Source organism: Mycobacterium sp. 23, assembly GCF_048287075.1.
GTDB lineage: Bacteria > Actinomycetota > Actinomycetes > Mycobacteriales > Mycobacteriaceae > Mycobacterium > Mycobacterium gordonae_B.
On sequence record NZ_JBLVUX010000005.1, the window covers coordinates 1,746,230 to 1,766,090 of the forward strand.

A 19,861-nucleotide genomic window follows, 5' to 3' on the forward strand; every position below is an offset into this window, starting at 1 on the left:
AGTCAGACTGCCCCCACACCGGACCGCCGGGCGATCATCACCGAGGCGCTGCGCAAGATCGACGATCTCACCGCACGCCTCGAGATCGCCGAAGCGGCCAACAGCGAGCCGATCGCCGTCATCGGCATCGGCTGCCGCTTCCCCGGCGGTGTGAGCAACCCGGACGAGTTCTGGGACCTGTTGCGCGACGGGCGCAGTGGCATCATCCGTGTGCCCGATGAGCGCTGGGACGCCGACGCCTTCTACACCGACGACTACACCGTGCCCGGCACCATCTGCAGTCGCGAGGGCGGCTTCCTCACCGGCTGGCAACCGGAGGAGTTCGACGCCGAGTTCTTCGCCATCTCGCCGCGCGAGGCCGCGGCGATGGACCCGCAACAGCGGTTGCTCCTCGAAGTTGCCTGGGAGTCGCTGGAGAACTCCGGCGTTGCGCCGCACACCATTCGCGGCACCCAGACGTCCGTCTTCGTCGGCGTCACCTCATACGACTACATGGTCACCCTGGCCGGCCAGTTGCGGCCCGAGGACCTCGACGCCTACATCCCGACCGGCAACGCGCTGAACTTCACCGCCGGCCGGCTGGCGTATTTCCTTGGCGCACAGGGGCCCGCGGTCGTCATCGACACCGCCTGTTCGTCCTCGCTGGTGGCGATTCACCTGGCGTCGCAGAGTCTGCGGTCCCGGGAGAGCGACATGGCGCTGGTCGGCGGCACCAACCTGCTGCTGAGCCCGGGACCGAGCATCGCCTGCTCACGGTGGGGCATGTTGTCCCCGGAGGGCCAGTGCAAGACCTTCGACGCCACCGCCGACGGATACGTGCGCAGCGAGGGCGCCGGGATGGTGGTGCTCAAACGGCTGGCCGACGCGCAGCGCGATGGCAACCGGATCATGGCCGTGGTCCGCGGTTCGGCGGTCAACCAGGACGGCGCCAGCAGCGGCGTGACGGTGCCCAACGGCCCCGCGCAGCAGGCGCTGCTGCGCAAAGCGCTGACCTCGGCCAAGCTGGCGCCCGCCGACATCGACTACGTCGAGGCGCACGGCACCGGGACGCCGCTGGGCGACCCGATCGAACTCGACTCGCTGAGCAAGGTTTTCAGCGACCGCGACGGCCGGCAACCGCTGGTGTTGGGCTCGGTGAAAACCAACCTGGGCCACCTCGAGGCGGCGGCCGGCATCGCCGGATTCATCAAAACCGTGCTGGCACTGGGCCACCGGCACATCCCCCGGCACCTGAACTTCCGGCAGCTGACACCGCACGTCAGCGACGGGGTGTCCCGGCTCGCCATCGCCGCCGAGGGCATGGACTGGCCGGGGACCGAGCGCCCGCGCCGCGCCGGGGTGTCCTCGTTCGGTGTCAGTGGCACCAACGCGCATGTGGTGCTCGAGCAGGCACCCGATCCGGTTGCGCCGCAACCTGCCCCGCAACCGCCCGTCTCCACCCTGGTGGTCTCGGGCAAGACCCCGCAGCGGGTCGCGGCCACCGCGGCGGCCCTGGCGGACTGGTGGGAAGGGCCGGGCGCCGACTTGACGCCGGCCGACGTCGCGCACACCCTCAACCACCACCGCGCGCGGCAGGTCAGGTTCGGCACCGTGGTGGCCCGGGACCGGGCGCAAGCCGTCGCGGGATTGCGCGCACTGGCGGCCGACCCGGTCTGCAATGACGGGTCCGTCGGGCCGGGCACCGTGTTCGTCTACTCCGGTCAGGGTTCACAGTGGATCGGCATGGGCCGCCAACTGCTGGCCGACGAGCCCGCGTTCGCCGCCGCCGTCGCCGACCTGGAGCCGGATTTCCTTGCGCAGGTTGGTTTTTCGCTGGAGCAGACCCTGGCCGGCAGCCGCGAGGTGGTGGGCATCGAGAACATCCAGCCGGTGCTGGTCGGCATTCAGCTCGCGCTCACCGCGCTGTGGCGGCACTACGGGGTGAAACCCGACGCGGTGATCGGGCACTCGATGGGTGAGGTGTCGGCGGCCGTGGTGGCCGGCGCGCTCTCCCCCGCCGACGGGCTGAAGGTGATCGCGACCCGCTCGCGGCTGATGGCGGCACTGGCCGGACAGGGCGCGATGGCGCTGCTGGAACTCGACGCGTCCGACACCGCGGCCGCGATCGCCGACCATCCGGCGCTGACCCTGGCGGTGCACGCCTCACCGCGCCAGTCGGTGATCGCCGGACCCCCGGATCAGGTCGATGCGGTGATCGCCGCGGTCGCGGCCAAGGACCTGCTGGCGCGGCGCATCGACGTCGACGTCGCCTCCCACCACCCCATCATCGACCCGATTCTGCCCGAATTGCGTTGCACGCTGGCCGGTCTCGCACCTGAAGCGCCGGCTATCCCGATGCTGACCACCGCCATCCAGGGACCGACGCCGGCGCTGCTGGACGCCGACTACTGGGCCGCCAACCTGCGCAACCCGGTTCGGTTTCACCAGGCCATCAGCCTGGCCGCGCAGCACCAGCACACCTTCATCGAAGTCAGCCCGCACCCGCTGCTCACCTACGCCATCACCGACACCCTGGGCGAAGCGGGCGCGCGCGTGTTAGGCACCCTGCAGCGCGACACTGACGACACGGTCACTTTCCACAGCAACCTCAACGCCACGCACGGCGCCCGCCCGCCCGACACACCGCACCCGCCCGAACCGCACCCGCTGCTGCCGGGCACGCCCTGGCAGCACACCCGGCACTGGATCGACGCCGGCTCGACCACCGGAGCTCACGGCCATCCCCTACTCGGCGTCGGCGTGCACGACCCCACCAACGGCACCCGCGTGTGGGAGTGCGCGATCAGCCCCGATCTGCTCTGGCTGGGCGACCACTGCGTGGACGACGTGTGCGTGCTTCCCGGGGCCGCGTATGCGGACATCGCGCTGGCCGCGGCGACCGACACCTTCGCCGGCGCGCCCTGGATGATCCGCGAACTCACCCTCGATCAGCTGATGCACGTCACCGACAGCACGGTGATCGCCACCACGCTCACCGGCGACGAACAGTCCTGCCGGGTCGAAATCCGCACTCGCAGCGCCAGTTCCGGATGGATCAAACACGCCTCCGCCACGTTGGTGCCCGCAGAGCCGGCCCCGCCGGAGCCGCCGGAATCCGCCGAAGGCGCGACCGCGCTCGATCCCGGGGAGCTGTATCAACGGCTGCGTGCCGCCGGGCAACAGCACGGTCCGGCGTTCCAGGGCATCGTCGGGTTGTCGGTGTCGCCGTCCGGCGCCGCTCACGCGCGGGTGCAATTGCCGGCTGCGGCGAAGGCCGGCGCCCGGAAGTTTCTGCTGCATCCGGTGATGATGGACATCGCGATGCAGGCGCTCGGCGCCACCGCGCCCGCCACCGAGCTGACCACCGGTGGCCAGCAGGCGATCGTGCTGCCGGTGGGCTTCGCCGGGGTCCGGGTGCACGGCGACGTGGTGAACGGCGCGACCGCGGTCGCGTCCCTCGCCCCGACCGGCACGCCGGACCGGTTGGCCGGCCGGGTGCTGTTGCTCGACGAAGACGAACGCCCCGTCCTGGAGATCGACCGCGTCGAGATGGCGGTGCTGCGATCGCCCAGCGGTGCAAGGGAACTCGGCAATCGCCTGTTCTCGGTGGAATGGCGGCCCGCGGCGCTGGAGACGGGGGCCGACGCGCCCGCGGCGCTGTTGCTGGTCGGCTCCGATGACCTGACCGCCGGGCTGCGGTCCGAGCTGACCGGCCGCATCGGCCGGTGCGACGTGGTTTCCGACGACGAGGCCATGCGGGCCGCGATCGGTCAGCGCGACACCACGTGGGACGGCATCGTGCTGGTCTGCCCGCCCCGCGCGTCTGACGAAGCCGAGCCCACCCAGACCCAGCTCGACCTGGCGCACACCCGCACGCTGCGCGTCGCAGACATCGTGCGGGCGGTGTCGCGCGTGGGTGCCCGCAACAGCCCTCGGTTGTGGATCGTGACGCGCGGGGCGCAACAGCTGGATCCCACCGAGTCGGTCACCCTGGCACAGACGCAACTTCGCGGCATCGCCCGCGTGCTGAATTTCGAGCACCCCGAGCTGAAGACCACGTTGGTCGACGTCGACCCGGACGGCATGCAACCGCTCGCGGGTCTGGTCGATGAACTGCTGGCGGGCTCCGATCAGGACGTCTCAGTTCAGGACGAGGTCGCACTGCGCGCCGGGCAACGGTATGTGAGCCGCCTGGTGCCCACGCCGCTGCTATCCGGTGAGCTGATCCCGGAAAATCGTTTCATCACAGTCGATCTCGATGCCGGCGGCGCGTTCGCGCTCGACGGCGGCCTGCAGGCGTACGCGGCCGGGCGCACCGAACCGGCCGACGGCCAGGTCGAGGTCCGCGTTCTCACCGCTCTGCTGAACGACGACGGCGACGTCGCCGAATGCCTCGGGGTGGTGGTTCGCGGGCCGGAGACCGGCCGGCGCGTCATCGCATTCGGATCCACCGCAACCGGCTCCTACCTGACCACCGGCGCCGACCTCGTCGTACCCGTGCCCGAGACTCTGTCGGATACGCAGGAGGCCGGCTTCGGGCTGCCCTATCTGACGGCATGGCATGCGCTGTGCACGGTCGGGCAGATTGCGGCCGGCGAGAAGGTGCTGATTCACCGCAGCGGTGACGGTGTGGACCTGGCGGCCGCCGCCATCGCCACCATGATGGGCGCTCAGGTGTTCACCGCCGCACCTGAGGAATCCGTGGACGTCGTTCTCAATTCGTCTCCCGGAGAGTCGATTCGGACGGGCCTGCGGCTGCTCGCCCCGGGTGGTCGGTTCCTCCAGCTGGGCCGGACCGACAGCGCGATCGATCTGAGCGGGCTGGCCCGCGACGCGTCCTTTGCGGTCGTGCGCCCGCAGCCCGCGCGCTACCGCGGCTACCTCGAAGAGGTCCTGCGGCATGCCGTCACGGGCCGCTTGACGCCGCTGCCGGTCTCCGAGTTCGCCCTCGATCACGCGGACGAGGCATTGCGGCTGCTGAGATCGGGCGACCACACCGGCCGCGTCGCCATCTCGATACCGCAGACCGGCAGCGTCCCGGCACTGGCGCCACGGCCGGCCCTGCCCCTGGTCCGTCCGGACGGCGGGTATGTGGTCGTCGGCGGCTTGGGCGGTCTCGGCTTCGTCACCGCCCGCTGGCTCGCCGAACAGGGTGCGGGACTCGTTGTGCTGAACGGACGTTCGGCGCCCGGCGCACAGGTGCAGGCCGCGATCGACGACCTCAACGGCGCGGGCGCCCGCGTCGAGGTGGTGACCGGCGACCTCGCCGACCCCGAAACCTCGCGGCGCCTGGTGGCCGCGGTCGGCGACGCCGGCTTCCGGCTGGCCGGCGTGGTGCACAGCGCGATGGTGCTGGCCGACGAGATCGTGCTCAACATCTCCGACTCGGCGTCGGCGCGGGTGTTCGCCCCGAAGGTGGCCGGCGGCTGGTGGCTGCACGAAGCGACCAAGCATGCCGACCTGGACTGGTGGGTGTCGTTCTCGTCGGTCTCCGCACTGGTCGGCGCGCCGGGTCAGGGCTCCTACGCCTCAGCGAACTCCTGGATCGACGGACTGGTCGCCTACCGCCGGTCGTTGGGGCTGCCCGCGACCGGAATCAACTGGGGCCCTTGGGCCGAGGTGGGCCGGGCTCAGTTCTTCGCCGACTTGGGCGTCTCGATGATCACCCCGGCGCAGGGGCTGGCCGCGATGGAGCTGGTGGTGTCGGCGGACCGGGCCCGCACCGGTGTGTTCGCGCTCGACGCGCGGCAGTGGTTTCAATCCTTCCCCGCCGCGGCGGGATCGTCACTGTTCGCCACCCTGCAGGAGTCGATCACCCTCGAGCAGCGCACCGGCGGTGGCCGTATCCGCGCCGAACTGGACGCGACCGATCCCGCCGAGCGCCCGGGCCGGCTCGCGACGGCCATCGCCGACGAGATCCGGGCGGTGCTGCGCTCGACCGACCCGATCGACCACGACCGGCCGATGGAGTCGCTGGGTCTGGACTCCCTGATGGCCCTGGAACTGCGCAACCGGTTGGAGGCGAGCCTGGGCACCACCCTGCCGGTGGCCCTGGTCTGGGCCTACCCGACCATCACCGACCTGGCCGGCGCCCTGTGTGAGCGGCTGGGTTACGAGTCGGAAGCCACCGACGCCGGGAGCACCGAGGAAGAGCCCGAATTATCGGACGAGGAACTGGATCTGCTGTCTGACCTGGTTGCGGCCAGTGAGCTGGAAGCGGCGACGGAAGGCGCGGAGTAATGACGAGTCTGGCCGAACGCGCCGCCCAAATGTCTCCCAAGGCCCGCGAAGTCCTCGCGCGTGAACTGGTGCGTGCGGGCACGGCATTTCCCACCGACGTCGCCGAGCCGATCGCGGTGATCGGCATGGGCTGCCGGCTGCCCGGCAATGTCAATGGGCCGCAGGACTTCTGGCAACTGCTACTGGACGGCCGGGACACCATCCGGGAGGTACCCGCCGACCGCTGGGACGGCGACGCCTTCTACGACCCCGACCCGGAGACCCCGGGCAAGATGACCACCAAGTGGGGCGGGTTCATCGACGACGTCGCGGGATTCGACGCGGATTTCTTCGGCATCACCCCGCGCGAGGCCGCCGCGATGGACCCGCAGCACCGGGTCCTGCTCGAGGTGGCCTGGGAGTCGCTGGAACACGCCGGACTGGCACCGGATTCGCTCAGCGGCAGCCGGACCGCCGCGATTATGGGGCTCTCGACGTGGGACTACACCATCGTCAACATCGAGCGTCGCGCCGAGATCGACGCCTACCTGTCCACCGGCACCCCGCACGCCGCCGCCGTGGGCCGCATCGCCTACCTGCTCGGGCTGCGCGGCCCGGCGGTCGCGGTGGACACCGCATGTTCCTCGTCGCTGGTCGCGGTGCACCTGGCCTGCCAGTCGCTGCGGTTGCGGGAAAGCGATGTGGCACTGGCGGGCGGGGTGCAGTTGGCGCTGTCGCCGTTCGCCGCGATCGCGGTGTCGAAGTGGTCGGCGCTGTCGCCGACCGGACGCTCGAAGGCCTTCGACGCCATGGCCGATGGCTTCACCCGCGGCGAGGGCTGCGGCGTGGTGGTGCTCAAACGGTTGTCCGACGCCACCCGCGACGGCGACCGGGTACTGGCGCTGATCCGCGGATCGGCGATCAACCAGGACGGCCGGTCCAACGGCATGACCGCGCCGAACGCCTTGGCCCAGCGCGACGTCATCACCACCGCGCTCAAGCAGGCCGAGGTGACCGCCGAGAGCGTGCACTACGTCGAAGCGCACGGCACCGGCACCATTTTGGGCGACCCGATCGAGTTCGAGTCGCTGTCGGCCACCTACGGACGGGGCGAGGGCCGCTGCGCGCTCGGAGCGGTGAAGACCAACCTCGGCCACCTGGAAGCGGCGGCTGGAATCGCGGGGCTGATCAAGGCGATCCTGGCCGTCGAACACGGCTACATTCCACGCAACCTGCACTTCACCCGGTGGAACCCGGCCATCGACGCGTCCTCGACCCGGCTGTTCGTGCCGACCGAGGGCACGCCGTGGCCCGACGCCTCCGGCCCGCGCCGCGCCGCCGTGTCCTCGTTCGGGCTCAGCGGAACCAACTCGCATGTGGTGATCGAGCAGGCGCCGAAAGTCGTTGCGGCCCCCGCGGGCAACGACCCCGAGGTGTCGACGCTGGTGGTATCCGGAAAGACGCCGCAACGGGTGGCCGCCGCGGCGGGCGCGCTGGCGGACTGGATGGACGGCGCTGACGTGTCCCTGGCCGACGTCGCGCACACCCTCAGCCACCACCGGGCCCGGCACGCGCGGTTCGGCGCCGTGGTGGCCCGCGAGCGCGCCCAGGCCGTCGCCGGGCTGCGCGCGCTGGCCGCCGGCAAACCGGCGCCGGGTGTGGTCGGCCCCCAGAACGGCGCATCCGGTCCCGGCACGGTGTTCGTCTACTCCGGGCGGGGCTCGCAGTGGGCCGGCATGGGCCGCCAATTGCTCACCGACGAACCGGGTTTCGCCGCTGCCGTCGCCGAACTGGAGCCCGTGTTCGTCGAGCAGGCGGGTTTCTCGCTGCAGGACGTGCTGGCCGAGGGCCGGGAACTGGTGGGGATCGAGCAGATCCAGTTGGGCCTGATCGGCATCCAGTTGGCGCTGACCGCATTGTGGCGTTCCTACGGGGTGGAGCCGGATCTGGTGATCGGGCACTCGATGGGCGAGGTGGCCGCCGCGGTGGTCGCCGGAGCCCTCACCCCCGCCGAGGGATTGCGGGTGACGGCGACCCGCGCCCGGTTGATGGCGCCGTTGTCCGGGCAGGGCGCCATGGCGCTGCTGGAACTCGACGCCGCGGCCACCGAGGCGCTGACCGCCGACTATCCGCAGGTGACGCTGGGCATCTACAACTCACCGCGCCAGACCGTGATCTCCGGGCCCACCGGGCAGATCGACGAACTGATCACCCGAGTACGGGCCCGGGACCGCTTCGCCAGCCGGGTCAATATTGAAGTGGCCCCGCACAATCCGGCCATGGACGCGTTGCAGCCGGCGATGCGCGCCGAACTGGCCGACCTGCAGCCGCGCACCCCGAGCATCCCGATCATCTCCACCACCTACGAAAGCACCGACACCACCGCCCTTTTCGACGCGGAGCACTGGGCCGTCAACATGCGCAACCCGGTGCATTTCCAGCAGGGCATCGCGCTGGCCGGCGAGCAGCATCACACCTTCATCGAGGTCAGCGCCCACCCGCTGCTGACGCAAGCGATCACCGAAACCCTCGACAGCCCTGAGTACCGCGCGGTCGGCACCCTGGCGCGCGACACCGACGACACGGTGACCTTCCGCACCCAGCTCGCGCAGGTCGCCAAGAACCCGCCGATCAGTACCGGCGGCCGGCTGGCCGATATCCCCACCACGGCCTGGCAGCACGAGCAGTTCTGGGTGCAGGACCGTTCGTCGATGGCCGACCTGGTGCTGCACCACCCGCTGCTGGGCCTGCACGTCGAGGTGCCGTCCAGCCGTGACCACGTCTGGCAGGCCGACGTCGGCACCGACGTCTCCGGCTGGCTCGCCGACCACCGCGTGTTCGGACAGCCCATCATGCCGGCCGCCGGGTACGCCGAGATCGCGTTGGCCGCGGCCAGCGACGGGTTGGGAGTACCCGTCGACAGCCTGGCGGTCAACCAGCTCGAGGTTGAGCAGATGCTCACCCTGGACAAGCACACCCAGCTGACCACACAGTTGATCCGCAACGGCGACAGCAAGATTCGCATCGAGATCCATTCCCGCACATCCGGTGGTGACTGGACCCGGCACGCCCTGGCCAAGGTGGAGCCGACGCAGGCCGGCCCCGGACCGGTGCCCGCCACCGGACAATCCCAGACCTCGGTGGCACCGGCCGACTTCTACGCGCTGCTGCGCCAGGCGGGACTGCACTACGGCCCGGCCTTCGCCGGTCTGACCCGGATCGACCGGTTGTCGGACGGCTCGGTGGAAACCGAGATCACCCTGCCCGACCAGGCGCCTCGACACCCCGGTTACCGCATCCATCCCGCCCTGCTGGACGCCGCGTTGCAGAGCCTCGCCGCGGCGATGCCTTCGGATGAGGCCGGCAGCGCATCCACCTATTTGCCGGTCTCTTTCGAAAGCCTGCGGGTATACGGCAACCCCGGGCGCTACGCCCGCTGCCGCGCGACCCTCACCAGCCTCGACGCGGGCGGCACCGGCAAGCTCGGCCGGATCGTGCTGATGGACGCCGCCGGCAACGTGACCGCGGAGGTCAACGACATCTTCCTGCGGTCGGTGGAGCGACGCAGCGTGCCACTGCCGCTGGGGCAGAAGATCTTCGAAGCCGCATGGGTGGAACAGCCGCTCGGGGGCGAAGCCGCCACGCCGGCACCGGGCAGTTGGCTGCTGCTGGCCACCGACGCGACCCGGGCCCGCGCTGAGGAATTCGCCGCCGCTTGGCGCTCCGAAGAGCACCGGGTGCTCACCGCGGATCTCGACGACGAACCCGCGATGCTGGCCGCATTCGCCGAAACCGCGGGCGACCCCGTACACCCACCCGCCGGTGTCGTCGTCTTCGTCGAGGACGCCGCCGACGTGACCGGGGCTCGCGATCTGGTCTGGTCGATCAGCACCGTGGTCCGCGCCATCGTCGGCGGCTGGCACGGCGAACCGCCGCGACTGTGGCTGGTCAGCCGCGGCGGCCTGGTGGTCGCGGACGGTGAAGCCGGGCAACCCTCGGTCGGCGCGCTGAAAGGCCTGATCCGGGTGTTGGCCTACGAGCATCCCGAATTGAGCGCCACTTTGGTCGATCTCGACGACGCAGGCAGCGGCGCGTTGACCGCCGAACTCAGCGCGCCCGACACCGACCTTCTCACCACCGTCATCGCGCACCGCGGTGAGCACCGCTACGTCGAACAGCTCACCCGGGCTACCCTCGATGGCGCCCAGGCCAATCCGGTCGTGCGGCCTGGTGCCAGTTACATCATCACCGGCGGCCTCGGCGGCCTGGGCCTGGTGGTGGCGCGCTGGCTGGTCGACCGGGGCGCGGGCCGGGTCGTCCTCAACGGCCGCAGCGAGCCCGGCGAGGAACAACGCAAGGTCCTGGCCGAACTGGAGGGCCGCGCCGAAATCGTGGTCGTCCTCGGCGATGTCGCGACGCCCGGGGTGGCGGAACAACTTGTCGCGACGGCCGAGGACGGCGACCGGCAGCTGCGCGGCATCCTGCACTCGGCCGCCGTGATCGACGACGCCCTGGTGTACTCGATGAGCAAGGACAGCCTCGACCGTGTCTGGGCACCGAAAGCCATTGGCGCACAACGGCTTCACCAGGCCAGCGCAGGCCGCCCGCTGGACTGGTGGGTCGGCTTCTCCTCGACCGCCGCGCTGCTCGGCGCACCCGGGCAGGGTGCCTACGCGTGCGCGAACGCGTGGCTGGACGCACTGGTCGCCGCACGCAAGGCGGCCGGACTGCCGGCCGCGGTGATCAACTGGGGTCCGTGGTCGGATGTCGGCATGGCCCGCACCCTGGCCGGCAGCGTGCTGGACCCGATCACGCCGGCCGAGGGACTCGCGGCCATGGAATCGTTGCTGTCCAGCGACCGTAGCCACACCGGTGTCGCGCGCCTGCGCGCGGACCGGGCACTGATCGCCTTTCCCGAAATCCGCAACCACGACTTCTTCTCGGCCGTGGTGCGGGAACTGGAAGCCGCCGGGGGCGGAGACGATTGGGCCGGACCCGACTCGCTGCACGAGCTGGACCCGGCCGAGGCCGCCCGCGTGATGACCGACCTACTGCGGTCCCGGATCGCGGCGGTGATGGGGTACGCGGACAAATCCGCCGTCGACCCCGGCCTGCCATTGCTCGATCTCGGCATGGATTCGCTGATGGCCGTGCGGATCCGCAACACCGCCCGCGCCGACTTCGGCGCCGAGCCGCCGGTGGCGTTGCTGCTGCAGGGTGCCACGCTGCACGACCTGACCGCCGACCTGATGCGCCAACTCGGGCTGTCGAGCCCCGAACCGGCCACCGAAACGAGTACCACCGTCCGCGACCGCGCTCAGCAGCGCGCGGCGGCGCGACAAGGAGCCGCACAGCGGCGACGCAACCGTTCTGAACTACATGGAGGACCGAACCAGTGAGCATTCCCGACAACGCGATCGCGGTGGTCGGCATGGCCGGCCGGTTCCCGGGCGCCAATAACGTGTCGGCGTTCTGGGACAACCTGCGGCGCGGCAAGGAATCCATCGTCACCCTCTCCGAGCAGCAACTGCGCGACGCCGGCATCAGCGATAAGGCATTGGCGAACCCGTCTTACGTCCGGCGCGCGCCGATCGTCGACGGCGTCGACGAGTTCGACGCCGACTTCTTCGGCTTCCCGCCGCTGGTCGCCCGGTCCCTGGACCCGCAGCACCGGTTGTTCCTGCAGTGCGCCTGGCACGCACTCGAAGACGCCGGTGTCGATCCGGCCCGCTATGACGGGTCCATCGGCGTGTACGGGACCAGCTCTCCCAGTGGCTATCTGCTGCACAACCTGCTGTCGCACCAGGACCCGAACGCCGTGCTGGCCGAGGGCCTGAACTGGGACCAGCTCAGCATGTTCCTGCAGAACGACAAGGACTTTCTGGCCACCCGGATCTCGCACCAGTTCAACCTGCGCGGACCCAGCCTCGCGGTGCAGACGGCGTGCTCGTCGTCATTGGTGGCGGTGCACCTGGCCTGCATGAGCCTGCTGTCCGGCGAATGCGACATGGCGCTGGCCGGTGGCGTATCCCTCTGCGTCCCACACCATGTCGGATACTGGCATTCGCCGGGCCAGATGCTGTCCGCGGTCGGGCACTGCCGGCCCTTCGACGTGCGCGCCGACGGCACCGTCTTCGGCAGCGGTGTCGGCCTGGTGGTGCTCAAACCGCTGCAGGCCGCCCTCGACGCCGGCGACCGGATCCACGCCGTCATCCGCGGATCGGCGATCAACAACGACGGCTCGGCGAAAATGGGCTTCGCGGCACCCAGCGCGTCGGCGCAGGCGGACTGCATCGCCGAAGCCCACGCCGTCTCCGACGTCGACGCCTCGACCATCGGCTACGTCGAAACCCATGGCACCGGAACGCCGTTGGGCGACCCCATTGAAATCCAGGGATTGCGGACGGCATTCGAGGCGTCCGAGCAACCGCGGTCGGCACCGTGTGTGATCGGCTCGGTCAAGTCCAACATCGGCCACCTCGAAGTCGCCGCCGGAATCGCGGCGCTCATCAAGACCATCCTGTGTCTGAAGAACAAGGCGATCCCGGCGACCCTGCACTACACCAGCCCCAACCCGGAACTGCACCTCGACGAGACACCGTTCACCGTGCAAAGCCGCTACGGCGCTTGGGAATCCGACGGTATCCGCCGGGCCGGGGTGAGCTCGTTCGGCATCGGCGGCACCAACGCCCACTTGGTGGTCGAGGAGGCGCCGGAGGTGGCGGCGCAGTCCGCACCCGAGGGGCCGCAGGTGTTGCTGCTCTCGGCGCGCACCGCCGAAGCCCTCGGCGAGGCGCGGACGGCCCTGGCCACCGCGCTGGAGCGCCCGAACGCCCCGTCCCTCGCCGACGTCGCCCACACGCTGGCCGGCCGCCGCAGACACCACGTCACCATGGCCGCCGTCGCCGCCGACCGGGCCCAGGCGGTCACCCTGCTGCGCGCCGCCGAGCACGACAACGTCTTCGTCGGCGAGTCCCCCTCCGACAGCGCAACCACCGACCAGGTCGTGTTCCTGTTCCCCGGCCAGGGCGCCCAGCACCCCGGCATGGCAAAAGGGCTGTACGACACCGAACCCGTCTTCGCCGAACACTTCGACGCCTGCGCCACGGCCTTCCAGACGGAACTGGGCCTGGATCTGCACGAGGCGATATTTGCCGGCAGCACAGCCGATCTGGAGCGCATCGACCGCTCCCAGCCCGCGCTGTTCACCGTCGAGTACGCGCTGGCCAAGCTGGTCGACAGCTACGGCGTGCGCGCCGGCTCCTACATCGGTTACAGCACTGGCGAATACATCGCGGCCACGCTGGCCGGCGTCTTCGATCTGCAGACCGCGGTCAAGACGGTGTCGCTGCGCGCGCGGCTGATGCACGAATCTCCCCCCGGCGCCATGGTCGCGGTCGCGCTCAGCCCGGTCGATGTCGCCCAGCACCTGGTACCGGGGGCAGAGGTCTCCGCGGTCAACGACCCGGGCAACTGTGTGGTCGCCGGGCCCAAGGACGCGATCCGCGCCTTCACCCAACGTCTGGGCGAGCACGGCGTTCCGGTGCGACGGGTGCGCGCCACCCACGCCTTCCACACCAGCCAGATGGACGGCATGCTAGCTGAATTCCGGGAATTCCTGGGTGGCCGGCAGTTGAAGACTCCCGATACCCGGCTGCTGAGCAACCTCACCGGGACCTGGCTGACGGACGAGCAGGCCACCGACCCGGACACCTGGACCCGCCAGATCAGTTCCACCATCCGGTTCGCCGACGAGCTGGATACGGTACTGTCCGTCCCGAACCGGATCCTGGTCGAAGTCGGCCCCGGCGGCAGCCTGACAGGTTCGGCGATCCGGCACCCGAGGTGGTCGGGCGGCAACCGCTCCGTCCGGCTGATGCGCCACCCCATCCAGCAGGCCGACGATCGCGACACCTTCCTGCGCGCACTCGGTGAACTGTGGTCGGCCGGTGTGGACGTCGACTGGTCCCCCAGGCACCCGGTGCCGCCGCGGCTGGTCTCGCTGCCCGGCTATCCGTTTGCGCGTCAACGGCATTGGATCGAGCCGCAGCGCACCGCCTGGGAGCCGGCACCCGTGAACGGTGCTGCGGTCGGCCCCCACACCGAAGTGCCCGTCGAGGCGAGCGGCCCGACGCAGACCGCAATCACCCTGCAACGGGTGTGGCAGCAGTGCCTCGGGGTGCCCTCGATCGACCCGAACGCCAATTTCTTCGACCTCGGCGGTGATTCGCTGATGGCGATCAGCATCGCGATGACCGCCTCGAACGAAGGCTTGAGCATCACCCCGCAGGATCTCTACGAGCACCCCACGCTGGCGTCGCTCACCGCCGCCGTGGATGCCGCCTTCGCCGCCAGCGGCCTGGCCAAAGCGCCTGAGCCGCAATCGAACCCAGCGATGCTGCCGAACACCACGTACTTCCTCGAACACGGACTGCATGACGGTGGGCGCTGGCGGGTGCCGCTGATCCTGCGACTGGACCCGAAGGTCAGCCCGGACGACATCCGGACGGTTTTGACCGCGGTGTCCAACCACCATGACGCGCTGCGGCTGCGGCTGGTCGACAACGACGGCGTCTGGGAACAGCACATCGGCCCGCCCGCGGACTTCACGGCCCTGGTGACCCGGTCGGTGACCGACGGCAGCGAGCCCTACGCAGTGCTGGCCGAAGTGATTGCCGAGCAGAGCGATTCGACCGTGCCGTTGATCGCGGTGCACATCACCGACCCCTCGGGCGGCCCGAACTACCTGGGGCTGGGCGTGCACGCAATGGTCGCCGACACCGCCTCACATCAGATCCTGGGCAGCGATATCGTCATCGCCTTCGGCCAGCATCTGGCGGGTGGTGAGATCACGCTGGAACCGCCGGCCACCGGCTGGCGGGAATGGTCGCAGCGGATGGCAGCGCTCGCCACGCATCCGGCGGCGCTGGACACCCGGCACTTCTGGATCGACAACGCCGCCAAGGTGACCCGCTGGCTGGCGGAGCCGGCGGCGACGCCGCCGACCGGCGCCGACCTGGTCAAGCTGTCGGGCACCCTCGACGTCGGGCAGACCTCCGAACTCGACGACGCCCGGCGCCGGTTCCGCCGCTCGATTCAGGAGATTCTGCTCGCCGCGCTGGGCCGCACCATCGCCCGGACGGTCGGCGAGGGGGTAGTCGCCGTCGAACTCGAGGGCGAAGGTCGCTCGGTGCTGCGCCCGGACGTCGACCTGCGCCGCACCGCCGGTTGGTGCACGACTTATTACCCGGTGCCGCTGGCCTGCGCCGGCGGCGAAGGCTCGGCGGTGGTCGAGCAACTCGACGCCGTGCACAACACGCTGAAAGCCGTGCCGCACTACGGCATCGGGTACGGGCTGCTGCGCTACCTCTATGCGCCGACCGGACGCACTTTCGGCGCCCAGCGCACGCCGGACATCCACTTCCGCTATGCCGGTACGATTCCCGAGCTCCCGCCCGTCGACGCGCCGGTGCAGTTCGAGCCCGACGTAACCATGCCGGTGCGCGAGACCATCCCGGGACTCGGCCACGCTCTCGAGGTGCGTGTGTACCGGTTCGCCGGCTCCACCCATCTCGACTGGTGGTACGACTCCCGGCGGATCACGGCGGACACGGTGCAGGCCCTGGCGCGAACCTTCCCGGAGTCACTGAGCGAGCTGATCCAGGAGGGTATCGCCGCCGAGCAGCTGGACAGCGAGATGACCGGCGTGGCCGAGGCGGGCGCCCTGGTGGACCTGTCGAGCTTTGACTGAGGGGACTGGAATGTCAAGTGACGCAGCGGTAGTCGTCAAGGGGGTCGGCAAGACGTTCGGCACCCGCTCTGGGCAGGTGGTGGCGCTCGACGACGTCAGTTTCGAGGTCGGCCGCGGCGAGGTGATCGGTCTGCTCGGCCCCAACGGCGCCGGCAAGACGACCATGGTCGACATTCTGTCGACGCTGACGAGACCGACCACGGGATCGGCGAGCGTCGCCGGGCGCGACGTCGTCTCCGACGCGGCCGGAGTGCGCCGCTCGATCATGCTCACCGGGCAGCAGGTCGCCCTCGACGACATGCTCTCCGGCGAGCAGAATCTGGTGATGTTCGGCCGCCTCTACGGTCTGTCCAAGGCTGCCGCCCGCAACCGCGCGGCCGAACTGCTTGCGCAGTTCGACCTGGTGCAGGCCGCCAAACGCCGGGTGAGCACCTATTCGGGCGGCATGCGCCGCCGCATCGACATCGCCTGCGGCCTGGTGGTGCAACCGCTGGTCGCGTTCCTGGACGAGCCCACCACGGGGCTGGATCCACGCAGCCGACAGGCTATTTGGGATCTGGTGAGCAACTTCAAGAAACTGGGCATCGCCACGCTGCTCACCACGCAGTACCTCGAGGAGGCCGATGCACTGAGCGACCGCATCATCCTGATCGACCGCGGCACCATCATCGCCGAAGGCACCGCCAACGAGCTCAAGCACCGCGCCGGCGGCACCTTCTGCGAAATCGTGCCCCGCGACGTCAAGGAGCTGCCGGCGATGGTCGCCGCGCTCGGCCCGCTGCTGCCCGAACACCAGCGGGCCGTGCTGGCCGCCGAGTCCGACCGGATCATCATGCCGGCCGCCGAGGGCACCGGCACCCTGATCGAGGCCGTGCGCCTGCTCAATGCCGCCCACCTCGAACCCGCCGACATCGCGCTGCGCCGGCCGTCCCTCGACGACGTATTCCTGTCCATGACAGCCGATCCGAGTGAAGCCCGGGCACTGAGCCACCTGACCCCGGAGGCGGTGCGGTGAGCGCGGCCGTGGTGAGCCGGTCGCAGCCGTCGATGCTGCAGCAGTGGTGGGTACTGACCACCCGCTTCATCGCACCGACCCTGCGCAACGGCGAACTGATCACCGCGATCGGCGCCTCGCTGTCCTTCGCGGTGGGCTTCTACGTCCCGTTCTCCATCCCGTGGAATCACTACGTGGGCGGACCCGGCAGCGGCATCGCCAGCAACCTGGGGCAGTACATCACGCCGCTGGTCACGTTGCAGGCCATCGCCTTTGCGGCCATCTCGTCGGCGTTCCGGGCCGCCACCGATTCCCTGCACGGGGTCAACCGGCGGTTCCGGTCCATGCCGATCGCGCCGTTGACGCCGGTGCTGGCGCGCGTGTCGGCCAGCGTGTACCGGTGCTGTGTGGGCCTGGTCGTGTCGCTGATCGCCGCGCACGTGATCGGGTTCCGGTTCCATCACGGCGCGCCGTACATCGCGGGCTTTTGCGTGCTGGCGATCGTGATCGGGGTGTTGTTGTCGTTCGGCGCCGACCTGATCGGCACCGCCAGCCGTAATCCCGATGCGATGCTGCCCCTGCTGACCATGCCGATCCTGATCTTCGGGCTGCTGTCGGTGGGCCTGCAACCGCTCAAGATGTTTCCGCACTGGATTCAGCCCATTGTGCGCAACCAGCCGATCTCCCAGTTGGTGATCGCGCTGCGCGCACTGGCCGGCGACACGGTGAAATCCCCCGTGCCGGTGACGTGGTCGGTCATGACGCCGCCGCTGTTGTGGCTGGCCGGTTTCGCGTTGTTCCTGGTGCCCATGTCGGTCTTCGTGCTGTCCCGGCGCCCATGACCGCGACCACCGCGCTGCGGGCGCCGGACGGCTCGGCACGGCTGCTGCTGACGCAGACGCTGGTGCAGACCCAGCGCATCCTCACCCGGTGGGGACGCGACCTGGTCACCGTGATGGAGGCGCTGGTGCTGCCGGTCGCTTTCATGCTGGTGCTCTACATCGTGCTGGGCAATCTGATCTACGCCATGACCCACGACAGCGCGCTCTACAGCATCGTGCCGCTGCTGGCGCTCGGTGGGGCGGTGAGCGGTTCGGCGTTCGTCGCGATCGACCTGATGCGCGAGCAGCAGAGCGGCCTGCTGACCCGGCTGTGGGTGATGCCGGTGCACCGGGCCTCGGGACCGCTGGCCCGGATCATCGCCGAGGCAATCCGGATTCTGGTCACCACCGGCGTGATGCTGGGCGCCGGTGTGGCCCTGGGCTTCCGCTTCCGTGGCGGCGCGCTGGCCACCCTGATGTGGCTGGGCGTCCCGGTGATTCTCGGCATGGCCTTCGCCGCACTCACCACCACCATCGCGCTGTTCACGTCCAAAACCCTGGTGGTCGAGGCGGTCGAGCTGTGGCAGCTGCTGTTGATCTTCTTCTCCACCGGCCTGCTACCGGTGAATCAGTACCCGGAGTGGATCCGGCCCGTCGTCGCGCACCAGCCGGTGAGCTACGCGATCACGGCGATGCGCGGGCTGTCGGCCGGCGGCCCGGTGCTGGCGCCGATGATCGCGACGCTGCTGTGGAGCGCCGGAATCGCCGGCGTCTGCGCCGTCCCCATGGCCATCGGCTACCGACGAGCCAGCACGCACTGACACGAAAGGCTGGATTTCCACGTGTTTTCCGGATCGGTGATCCGAAAGTTGTCCCGCAGCGAGGAAGTATTCGCGCAGTACGAGGTTTTCACCGCCGTCACGGTCGAACTGCGCGGCCGGGTCGACGCCGATGCGCTGTCGGAAGCTTTTGACGCCCTCGTCGATGCCCACCCGATCCTGGCCAGCCACCTCGAGCAGAGTCCGGACGGCGGCTGGAATCTGGTCGCCGACGACATGCTGCACAGCGGAATAGTGGTGCAGGAGAGGGCCGATGATGTCCGTGAGATCACGCTGGACCAAACCCAGACCTTACTGAATCTGCGCTTGACGCTGCACGACGACGCTTCTGAGCTCACCATCTTTCTCCATCACAGCATTGCCGACGGCCACCACGGCGCCGGCCTCTTCGACGAGCTGTTCTCCCGCTACACCGATGTGGTGACCACCGGCGACCCGGGCCCGGTCAACCCGCAGCCCGCGCCGCAGCCGCTGGAAGTCGTGCTGGAACAACGGGGCGTCAAGAAGCTCGGCATGACCGGCGTCGAACGCTTCCTGCCGGTGATGTTCGCCTACGACCTGCCACCCTCGGTGAAGCCGACCCTGGTCGCGACTCCTGGCCTCCCGCAACCGGTTCCGGTCACCCGGGTCCGGCTTTCCGCGCAGGAGACGGCCGACCTGGTGGAGTTCGCGCACGAGAACCGGGTGAGCGTGAACACCGTCGTGGCGGCGGCGATCCTGATGACCGAGTGGCGGCTGCGGGAAACGCCGCACGTACCCATCCCCTACGTGTACCCCGTCGACCTGCGGTATTTCCTGAGCCCCCCGGTCGCTCCGACCGAGGCCACCAACCTGGTGGGGGTGGCCACCTACCTCGCCGAGATCGGGCCGGACACCGACATCGTCGACCTGGCCACCGATATCGGCGCCACCTTCCGGTCCGACATCGCCGATGGCGTCGTGCAGCAGTCCGGGCTGAACTTCGGCGTGGCATTCGAGGGAACACCGGCCGGTCTGCCGCCGCTCGTCTTCTGCACCGATGTCAGCGCGCTGCCGGACGTGCGGATGCCGGCCGGCATCGAACTGGAAGGCTTTCGCGGACAGTTCTACTGCTCGATCACCGTGCCGCTGGACTTCTACGGGTGCGGCATGTCCGGCGATCACCTGGTGATCGAGAACCACGGCCACTCGCCGCAGCGCAAGGACTCACTCGATGCCATCCGCGAGATGTTGTGCACCGCGCCGTCGGACTACGGCTGGGCGGTCGAGTAACGCGCCC

General features: G+C 69.8%; 7 protein-coding genes. All 7 read left to right on the top strand.

Translation table 11 applies throughout. From position 1 onward, the window contains the following. The first annotated feature begins 33 nt into the window (after window positions 1-33). Genes ACNQS7_RS09045 through ACNQS7_RS09075 form a run of 7 tightly spaced genes read left to right on the top strand, consistent with a single transcriptional unit; the run spans window position 34 to window position 19,854 of the window. Window positions 34-6,219, top strand: coding sequence for an SDR family NAD(P)-dependent oxidoreductase (locus ACNQS7_RS09045; RefSeq protein ID WP_418015939.1), 6,186 nt, complete (start codon window positions 34-36; stop codon window positions 6,217-6,219). Beyond that, window positions 6,219-11,597 (top strand): type I polyketide synthase, encoded by a 5,379-nt coding sequence (locus ACNQS7_RS09050; RefSeq protein ID WP_418012291.1) that lies wholly within the window; start codon window positions 6,219-6,221, stop codon window positions 11,595-11,597. The genes ACNQS7_RS09045 and ACNQS7_RS09050 overlap by 1 nt, the downstream gene beginning before the upstream one ends. Then, a complete protein-coding gene (locus ACNQS7_RS09055; RefSeq protein ID WP_418012292.1) occupies window positions 11,594-15,949 on the top strand; it encodes a type I polyketide synthase in 4,356 nt (1,451 codons plus the stop codon). Before ACNQS7_RS09050 ends, ACNQS7_RS09055 begins: the two co-directional genes overlap by 4 nt. A 10-nt stretch (window positions 15,950-15,959) precedes the next feature. Further along, window positions 15,960-16,964 (top strand): ATP-binding cassette domain-containing protein, encoded by a 1,005-nt coding sequence (locus ACNQS7_RS09060; protein WP_418012293.1) that lies wholly within the window; start codon window positions 15,960-15,962, stop codon window positions 16,962-16,964. A 32-nt stretch (window positions 16,965-16,996) separates the two neighbouring features. Beyond that, on the top strand, window positions 16,997-17,785 hold the full coding sequence (locus ACNQS7_RS09065) for an ABC transporter permease (protein WP_418015940.1): 789 nt from the start codon (window positions 16,997-16,999) through the stop codon (window positions 17,783-17,785). Beyond that, entirely contained in the window at window positions 17,782-18,585 is an 804-nt protein-coding gene (locus ACNQS7_RS09070; protein WP_310785354.1) for an ABC transporter permease, read from the top strand. The genes ACNQS7_RS09065 and ACNQS7_RS09070 overlap by 4 nt, the downstream gene beginning before the upstream one ends. A 21-nt stretch (window positions 18,586-18,606) precedes the next feature. Continuing rightward, window positions 18,607-19,854, top strand: coding sequence for a phthiocerol/phthiodiolone dimycocerosyl transferase (locus ACNQS7_RS09075; RefSeq protein ID WP_418012294.1), 1,248 nt, complete (start codon window positions 18,607-18,609; stop codon window positions 19,852-19,854). Window positions 19,855-19,861: the final 7 nt, after the last annotated feature.

Bases quoted from the DNA above. Each gene is read 5' to 3' on its own strand.
- ACNQS7_RS09065 (WP_418015940.1), top strand. From the start codon at position 16,997: ATGCTGCAGCAGTGGTGGGTACTGACCACCCGCTTCATCGCACCGACC.
- ACNQS7_RS09050 (WP_418012291.1), top strand. From the start codon at position 6,219: ATGACGAGTCTGGCCGAACGCGCCGCCCAAATGTCTCCCAAGGCCCGC.
- ACNQS7_RS09060 (WP_418012293.1), top strand. From the start codon at position 15,960: ATGTCAAGTGACGCAGCGGTAGTCGTCAAGGGGGTCGGCAAGACGTTC.
- ACNQS7_RS09070 (WP_310785354.1), top strand. From the start codon at position 17,782: ATGACCGCGACCACCGCGCTGCGGGCGCCGGACGGCTCGGCACGGCTG.